Raw genomic sequence first — 8151 nt, 5'->3', positions numbered from 1 at the left:
GCACCGGCCCCTCCGCGGTGCGGAAGGCGACCAGTCGGGAGTCGCCGCTGACCAGGCTGTCCGGCGGGGTGACAAAGCTGTCGCTGCCCAGCCCGACGACGATCGGCAGCAGCCCGAACCAGCGCCAGGGCAGCCGCCAGAGGCAGAGCCAGGCGAGGCCGAAGCTGGCCAGCCCCAGCCCCCAGCCCGGGATCGGCGGCGCCAGCAGCGCGGCCCCCGGCCAGGCGGCGACCGTCGCGGCGATCAGCAGGATACCCTCGATGCCCCAGCCCATGGCGGCAAGCGGCCAGGCCTCCAGCCCCAGCGGCAGCAGCAGGACGGCCACCAGCCCGGCCGGCATCACCCAGACGCTGGTCAGCGGCACCGCCAGCAGGTTGGCGGCGACGCCATAGAGCTGCAGCCGGCCAAAATGATGCAGCCCGGCCGGCATGGTCGCCAGCCCGGCCACCAGCGAGGTCAGCAGCAGCCCGCCCAGGATCAACGCCGGCCGCCGCCACCATTCGCGCCCCGACCGGAAGCCAGCCAGCCAGGCCGGCCGCGCTTCGGCCACCGCCAGCAGGGCCAGCACCGCGGAAAAGCTCATCTGGAAGGAGGGGCCGAGCAGCGCCGCCGGCTGCCAGGCCATCACCACCATGGCGGCCAGGCCCAGCGCCCGCAGCGACAGCGCCCGCCGTCCCAGCAGCAGCCCGGCGACCGCCAGCGCCGCCATGGCGAAGCTGCGCAGCATCGGCACCTGCAGCCCGGTCAGCAGCAGGTAGCCCGCCCCCAGCGCCAGGCCGAGCGGTGCGGCCAGCCGCTTGCCATCCACCCGCAGCGCCAGCCAGGGCCAGAGCGCGATCAGGAAGCGCAGCCCCGCGAAGCCCAGCCCGATGACGATCGCCATATGCAGCCCGGAGACGGAGAGCAGATGCGCCAGGCCGGAATCGCGCATCGCCGCCATCGGCGCCGGCGCGATGGCGCTCTGGCTACCGGTGATCAGCGCGGCGGCGATGGCGCCTTCCGGGCCCGGCAGCACGGCGCGCACCCTTTCCTCGATGGCACGGCGGGTGGCGGCGAAGGCGGGCGGATCGCCAGCGTCGCCGACCCGCTCGGCCGGGCCCAGCGCGAATCCCGATCCGCCGAGGCCACTGAAGAAGGCATCGCGCTGGAAGTCCCAGGCGCCCGGATAGGCCGGTGCCGAGGGCGGGCGCAGCAGGGCGCGGACCCGCAGCACCTCGCCGGGCGCTGGGCGGATCGGGTCCTGGTCGCGCAGCCGCAGCCGGATCGGCCGGGCGGCCGGCGGCATCCCGGCCGACCAGCGCGCCTCCTGCAGGGTCACCCGCAAGGCGCTGGGCAGTTGCTCGACCGCGGCGACCCGGCCGGTCACCTCCAGCGCGGTGCGCGGCAGGGCCAGCGGCGCCGGCATGCGGGCGGCCTGCCAGGCGCACCAGCCGAAGCCCAGCCAGGCGCAGGCAGCCAGGCTCACCGCCCAGCCGGTCAGCCCCCAGCCCTGCCAGGCCAGCAGCAGCGCCAGCCCCGCCAGCGCCAGGCCGAGCCACAGCGCCTGCCTCCCCGGCTCCTCCGACTGAGAAAAGTAGAACAGGACACCGCAGGCCATGGCGACCGGCCACCACAGCGGCAGGCGCGACCATTCCTCGGCCAGCAGCGCAGGCAGCTGCGCCAGGACGGCGCGCATGCGCCGCGCCGGCGAGGTCCGCGCCACCACTCCGCCCGAGGCGTCAAGGGTTTCTCCCATTCTTCAACTTATACGCGCACTCTACAGGCGGGCGCCACGGTGGTAGAAGCGACGGCTCGAAGGAATTGGCCGAGCAATGACCGTACGCACCCGTTTCGCCCCCTCCCCGACCGGGTATCTGCACATCGGGGGGGCGCGCACCGCCCTCTTCAACTTCCTCTTCGCGCGCCACCACGGTGGGCAGTACCTGCTGCGCATCGAGGACACCGACCGCCAGCGCTCGACGCCGGAAGCGGTGCAGCAGATCCTCGACAGCCTCGCCTGGCTCGGCCTCGACGCCGACGAGCCGCCGGTGATGCAGACCGCGCAGGAAGCCCGCCATGCCGCCGTGGCGCATGAGCTGCTGGCGGCCGGCCGCGCCTACCACTGCTACTGCACGCCGGAAGAGCTGACCGAAATGCGCGAGACGGCCATGAAGGAAGGCCGCCCGCCGCGCTATGACGGCCGCTGGCGCGACCGCGACCCCTCCGAGGCGCCGGCCGGCGTCAAGCCGGTGATCCGCATCAAGGCCCCGCGCGAGGGTGAGACCGTCATCCAGGACCTCGTCCAGGGCGAGGTCCGCGTGCAGAACACCGAGCTCGATGACATGATCATCCTGCGCTCGGACGGCACGCCGACCTACCTGCATGCGGTGGTGGTCGACGACCACGACATGGCGATCACCCACGTGATTCGCGGCGACGACCATTTAACAAATACCTTCCGGCAGGTGATGGTCTATGACGCCATGGGCTGGCGCCGGCCGCATTTCGCCCATATCCCGCTGATCCACGGCGCCGACGGCGCCAAGCTGTCGAAGCGCCACGGCGCCGTCGGCGCGCTGGAGTTCCGCGACCAGGGCTTCCTTCCGGAAGCCGTCTGCAACTACCTGCTGCGTCTCGGCTGGGGCCATGGCGACGAGGAGTTCGTCCCGCGCGACCGCGCCATCGAGCTCTTCGACCTCAAGGATGTCGGCCGCGCCGCCAGCCGCATGGACTATGCCAAGCTCACCCATCTGAACGCTCAGTATCTGCGCCAGATGGATCCGGACGTTCTGGCTCGCCGCGTCCTCGAGATCATGGCCAAGCGCCCCTCCATCGGCTTCGGCGCCGAGGGGGCCGAGCGCGTCCGCCTGCTGATGCCCGACATTATGCCGCGCGCCCGCACCCTGAACGAAGCCGCCGACATGGCCGGCTTCGCGGTGGCGACCCTGCCGCTGGCCTTCGAGCCCAAGGCGGAAGCCCAGCTGACCCCGGAAGCCAAGGAGCGGCTGAAGGATTTGGCGATCTTCCTGACCGACGCCCCCTGGGAGCGCGCCGACCTCGACAAGTGGCTGCGCGACTATGCCGAGGTGAAGGAGATCAAGCTCGGCGCCGTCGCCCAGCCGCTGCGCGCGGCGCTGACCGGCAGCACCCAGTCGCCGCCGATCGACGCGGTGCTCTTCGCGCTGGGGCGCGGCGAGGCGGTCTCCCGGATGCTGGCGGCGGCGGGCGAATAAGCAAAGCAAGCAGCGGGGGAAAGTATTCCCCCGCACCCCCCTTCTATTTCTGATCCACGGCGGCACGCGATGAACCAGGCCCTGCTCGATTCCTTGAAGTCTCTCCAGCCGGAACTCGCCAAGATCCGGCAGGACATCCACGCCCATCCGGAGATCGGCATGGAGGAGGAGCGCACCGCGGCGCTCGTCGCCAACAAGCTCAAGGAATGGGGCCTGGACGTGACCGAAGGCGTCGGGCGCTACGGCGTCGTCGGCACGCTGAAAGGAAAACTGGCCGGGCAGCGCGCCATCGGCCTGCGCGCCGACATGGACGCGCTGCTGATCAACGAGGCGACCGGCCTGCCCTATGCCTCGGTCAACGAAGGCAAGATGCATGCCTGCGGCCATGACGGCCACACCACCATGCTGCTGGGCGCGGCGCAGTACCTGGCGCAGCACCGCGACTTCGGCGGCACCATCCAGTTCATCTTCCAGCCGGCCGAGGAAGGCCGCGGCGGCGCCAAGGCCATGCTGGCCGACGGGCTGTTCGAGCGCTTCCCGGTCGACGCCGTCTACGGGTTGCACAACGAGCCCGGCCTGCCGCTCGGGCAGTTCGCCATCCGCCCGGGCCCCTTCATGGCCGCCCCCGACCGCTGGCTGGTCACCTTCCGCGGCACCGGCGGCCATGGCGGCGCGACGCCGCACCTGGCGACCGACGTCACCGTGCTGCAGGCCCAGTTCATCCTGGCGCTGCAGACCGTGGTCAGCCGCAACATCCCGGCCATCGACCCGGCGGTGATCAGCGTCGGCGCCATCGCCGGCGGCGCCTTCGGCTCCACCAACGTGATGCCGGCCGAGATCCGCATCGGCGGCACCGCCCGCTCCTTCACCCCCGAGGTGCGCGACACCATGGAGCGCCGCATGAAGGAGCTCGCCGAGGGCCTGGCCGCCACCTTCGGCTGCACCGCCGAGGTGACCTATATCCGCAACGGCACCCCCGTGGTGAACCACGAGGAGCAGACCGCCATCGCCGCCCGCGCCGCCGTGGCGCTAGTGGGGGCCGGGACGGTCGATGCCCGCGCGCCGCAGATCACCGGCGGCGAGGACTTCGCCTACATGCTGGAAGCCAAGCCCGGCGCCTTCATCTTCATGGGCCAGGGCGCCGGCGGCGCGACCTCGGAAGGGCTGCACACGCCGACCTACAACTTCAACGACGACGCCATTGCCTATGGCATCGGCTACTGGGTCTCGCTGGTCCAGGAAGAGCTGAAGCTCGCCTGAGGAAACACGCCTGAGGGAACAAGCCTGGGCCGCCGCCCTGACGGCCGAGTGTCTGGACCTTTGGCTGCAGACCCGCTTACCTGCCGCGGCCACAGCGAAGGGATTTCTCGCGCATGCGGATCGCGGCAGGACTACTGGGTATCGGATTGGCGCTGGGCCTGGGGCTGACCCCAGGCGCCGCGCAGGCGCCGCAGCCGCCGCATGCCTGGGTCTTCGGCAGCTGGACCGGCGGCTTCTTCCCGGCCACCGAGACCCGTGGCCCCGACTGCGCCGGCCAGCCCAGCGTGATCTTCACCCGCGACGTCATCATGCGCTCCACCCCGCTGGACGTGGCCTATCGCCAGCGGCTGATCGAGACCGCCCAGGCCGATCCCACCGGCCTGACCATCCGCCTGGCGCCGGTGGCGCCTGCCGGCGCACGCAACCTGCCGCCGGGTGTCGGCTTCGGCTGCGGCGGCGACCCCAACCTGCTGCGCATCGAGCGCCGCGGCCCCGACGAGATCGTCTTCCCGAACTGCGCCGATTTCCCGGCGCCGCTCAAGCGCTGCACCAACTGAGCGCTAACCGGCGGGGCGCTATCCTGCGGCCATGCCGCCACCCCGCCGCGCCGCCTTTCCCCTGACCGCCTACGCGCTGCCCGAGGCGCCGCTGCCGCCGATCCGCCCGGCCTCGCCCCGCCGCGGCTGGATGGACGCGACGCCCGGGGGCTTCGCCTATCGCTGCCTGCCGCTGACGATCGCCAATGCGCATGGCTGGGAGATCCAGACCCAATGCGGCGTCGAGGCCTGGTGGAACGGCGGCCCATCCCGCGAGGACGTCTCGGTGCGGGTCTTGCGGGCGGGCGGCGTGGCGCCGGTCAGCCATTTCGGCGCTGGCGTGCTGACCTTTCCGGTCCCGGCGCTGCTGCGCTGCGCCCCCGGCCAGGCGCTCTGGGTCGGCGGACCGCCCAATGCGGCGAAGGACGGCATCGCGCCGCTGACCGGCATCGTCGAGGCCGACTGGGCGCCGATGACCTTCACCATGAACTGGCGCTTCACCCGCCCCGACCATGTGGTGCGCTTTGCGCCCGGCGAGACGGTCTGCTTCTTCTTTCCGCTCGACCTGTCGCTGGCGCTCGACGCCCGGCCGGAGACCCGCCCGCTGGCTGCGGAGCCGTCGCTGGCGGCCAGCCATGCCGCCTGGCGCGACAGCCGCCGACGCTTCAACATCGACCTGCACGCGCCGCAGAGCGAGGCCCGCCGCCAGGGCTGGCAGCGCGACTACACCCGCGGCGAAGGCCCCGAAGGCGCCCGGGCCGAGGCGCATCTGACCAGGATCAGGCTGCGCCCCTTCCCCCCGCCGCCCGCTGGAGCGTGATGGCTCGAGGTGGCAGCACCGAAACGCCTGAGTCGCGCGAACAAACAAGGTCCCGGATCCGACTGGCTTCGTCTGTCCGCAGCCGGTCGGCTCTAGGCCGGAAGGGTGACCAGCGCCGTCAGCCCGGCCGTGCCCCGGTTGTGCAGCACCACGTCGCCGCCATGCGCGCGCAGGATGTTGCGGGCGATCGGCAGGCCGAGCCCGGTGCCGCCGGTCTCGCGGTTGCGGCTGGTCTCCAGGCGGCGGAAGGGCTGGAACACGGCTTCCAGCGATTCCTCCGGGATGCCCGGCCCGTCATCCTCGATCGCCAGCCGGACCAGCCCCTCGGGCCGGCCGCCGGCATCCTCCAGCCGGATCTTCGCCGACCCGCCATAATTCAGGGCATTGCCGACCAGGTTGGCCAGGGCCCGTTTCAGCGCGATCGGGCGCGCGCGGATGCGCAGCCGCTCGGGGCCTTCATAGGCGATCGCCTCCGGGTCCATGTCGGGGCGGGCATCGGCGGCCTCGTCGAGGACGGTGCGGCACAGGGCGGCCAGGTCGAGCGGCACCGAGGGCTCGGTCGCCGAATCGTCGCGGGCGAAGGCCAGCGTCGCATTGACCATCGCCTCCATCTCGTCGAGGTCGGCCAGCATCTTCCGCCGCTGCTCGTCATCGTCGAGGAATTCGGCGCGCAGCCGCAGCCGGGTGATCGGCGTGCGCAGGTCATGGCCGATGGCGGCCAGCATCTGGGTGCGGTCGCCGACGAAGCGGCGGATGCGCTCGGCCATGGTGTTGAAGGCGCGCGCCGCGGTCGCGACCTCCGACGGCCCGTTCTCCGGCAGCGGCGGGGTGTTGACGTCGCGCCCCAGCCGCTCGGCCGCGCGGGCCAGCGCCGCCACCGGACGCGTCAGGCGGCGGGTGGCCCAGAGGATCAGCGCCCAGGCCGCGCCGGTCATCAGCACGAAGGCGAACAGGAAGGTCTCGGAATGCCAGGGGCGCGGCGGCGGCACCGACAGCCACATGTTCAGCCAGGGTCCGTCGGGCAGCTGCATCGCCACCACCAGGATGCCCGGATGCGGCCCGCCGGCGACCAGCGCCTCCTTCGGGCGGAAGCGCGACAGCCCGCCACCGATCAGGTCCAGCCGGAACAGCCGGACAAGGGCCAGCGGCGCGCGCTGCATCCCCGGCCGCACCGCCGGCATCTCCGACAGGTCGACCACCAGCCCGGGCGGCAGGTCGATGTCGTAGAGCATGGATTCACGCCGGTCCGGCGGCGCCAGCAGCACGGTGCGCCAGACCCCGAAGGCGCGGGCGCTGATCTCGCGCGAGATCGCCAGCCGCTGCAGGTCGACGCGGTCCAGGGCATGGATGGTCAGCCCCGCCGCCTGCACCAGCATCAGCGCCAGGCTGAGGAACAGCGCGGTGCGCCAGGCGAGGCTGCGCGGCAGCAGGCGGCGAATCACCCCGCGGCCTTGCCGGCCACCTCCACGGTCCCCGGCAGCTCGTCCACCTCGAGCGCGTCGCCGGCGCCCGCCTCAGCCCCGGCCCCGGCATGCTTGTCGACGGTCGCCGCCAGCACATAGCCGCCGCCGCGCACCGTCTTGATCAGGCTGGGATTGCGCCCGTCATCCTCGAGCTTGCGCCGCAGCCGCGACACGGCGACGTCGATCGCCCGGTCGAAGGGCCCCGCCTGGCGGCCGCGCAGCAGGTCCATCAGCATGTCGCGGGTCAGCACCCGGTTCGGCCGCTCGACCAGCACCATCAGCAGCTCGTACTCGCCGCCGGTCAATGGCACCTCGACGCCGTCCATGTTCAGCAGGCGGCGGCGGGCGGGCTCCAGCGTCCAGCCGGCGAAGCGGATCGCCTTGGCCGGCGGCTCCTGGTTCGCCGTGCCCTCGCCATTGGCGCGGCGCAGCACCGCCCGGATGCGGGCCAGCAGCTCGCGCGGGTTGAAGGGCTTGGCCACGTAGTCGTCGGCGCCGAGCTCGAGCCCGACGATGCGGTCGGTCTCCTCGCTCATCGCCGTCAGCATGACGATCGGCACGTCGGACTGGCTGCGCAGCCAGCGGGCGAAGTCCAGGCCGGACTCCCCGGGCAGCATCAGGTCCAGCACCACCAGGTGGTAGCGCCCCAGCGGCCAGAGCCTCCGCGCCTCCCGCGCATCGCGCGCGGCGGTGACGCGGCAGGACTGCCGTTCGAGGAATTTCGACAGAAGATCGCGGATCTCCCGATCATCATCGACGACCAGGATATGCGGAGGCGGTTCCATGGGCTCGACCATAGCGGGGATATGGCAAGGGTGCCTGCCCGGCATGTTACAGGAATTTGCCGCTCCGCGCGCCGT

Annotated in this window: 7 protein-coding genes; 4 read left to right on the top strand and 3 right to left on the bottom strand. The window is 72.2% G+C overall.

Annotated elements, in window-relative coordinates; translation table 11 throughout:
* Window positions 1–1735 (bottom strand): ComEC/Rec2 family competence protein (locus BKE38_RS03185; RefSeq protein WP_242662156.1); only part of this gene is annotated, 1735 nt, incomplete at its 3' end.
* A 76-nt stretch (window positions 1736–1811) separates the two neighbouring features.
* Here BKE38_RS03185 and gltX point away from each other — a divergent pair.
* From gltX to BKE38_RS03165, 4 genes are all read left to right on the top strand, one after another.
* Entirely contained in the window at window positions 1812–3212 is a 1401-nt protein-coding gene (gene gltX, locus BKE38_RS03180; RefSeq protein ID WP_076955917.1) for a glutamate--tRNA ligase, read from the top strand.
* A gap of 69 nt (window positions 3213–3281) precedes the next feature.
* Window positions 3282–4472, top strand: a complete 1191-nt coding sequence (locus tag BKE38_RS03175) for a M20 aminoacylase family protein (protein ID WP_076955916.1) — start codon at window positions 3282–3284, stop codon at window positions 4470–4472.
* Window positions 4473–4585: 113 nt separating this feature from the next.
* Window positions 4586–5029, top strand: a complete 444-nt coding sequence (locus BKE38_RS03170; protein ID WP_076955915.1) for a hypothetical protein — start codon at window positions 4586–4588, stop codon at window positions 5027–5029.
* A 31-nt stretch (window positions 5030–5060) separates the two neighbouring features.
* Window positions 5061–5828 (top strand): DUF6065 family protein, encoded by a 768-nt coding sequence (locus BKE38_RS03165; RefSeq protein ID WP_076955914.1) that lies wholly within the window; start codon window positions 5061–5063, stop codon window positions 5826–5828.
* A gap of 92 nt (window positions 5829–5920) precedes the next feature.
* On the opposite strand, the gene BKE38_RS03160 is transcribed toward BKE38_RS03165, so the two are convergent.
* Both BKE38_RS03160 and BKE38_RS03155 read right to left on the bottom strand, forming a co-directional pair.
* Complete coding sequence (locus tag BKE38_RS03160) at window positions 5921–7270, bottom strand: ATP-binding protein (RefSeq protein WP_076955913.1); 1350 nt, start codon at window positions 7268–7270, stop codon at window positions 5921–5923.
* Window positions 7267–8076, bottom strand: coding sequence for a response regulator (locus tag BKE38_RS03155; RefSeq protein WP_242662155.1), 810 nt, complete (start codon window positions 8074–8076; stop codon window positions 7267–7269). The genes BKE38_RS03160 and BKE38_RS03155 overlap by 4 nt, the downstream gene beginning before the upstream one ends.
* Window positions 8077–8151 lie beyond the last annotated feature (75 nt).

Source organism: Teichococcus deserti, assembly GCF_001982615.1.
Classification (GTDB): Bacteria; Pseudomonadota; Alphaproteobacteria; order Acetobacterales; family Acetobacteraceae; genus Pseudoroseomonas; species Pseudoroseomonas deserti.
The sequence above is the reverse complement of the archived record's forward strand: the minus strand, read 5'-3'. Positions and strand labels throughout refer to the sequence as shown.

Coding starts and splice junctions, on each gene's coding strand:
- gltX (WP_076955917.1), top strand. CDS start 1,812: ATGACCGTACGCACCCGTTTCGCCCCCTCCCCGACCGGGTATCTGCAC.
- BKE38_RS03175 (WP_076955916.1), top strand. CDS start 3,282: ATGAACCAGGCCCTGCTCGATTCCTTGAAGTCTCTCCAGCCGGAACTC.
- BKE38_RS03170 (WP_076955915.1), top strand. CDS start 4,586: ATGCGGATCGCGGCAGGACTACTGGGTATCGGATTGGCGCTGGGCCTG.
- BKE38_RS03165 (WP_076955914.1), top strand. CDS start 5,061: ATGCCGCCACCCCGCCGCGCCGCCTTTCCCCTGACCGCCTACGCGCTG.
- BKE38_RS03155 (WP_242662155.1), bottom strand. CDS start 8,076: ATGGAACCGCCTCCGCATATCCTGGTCGTCGATGATGATCGGGAGATC.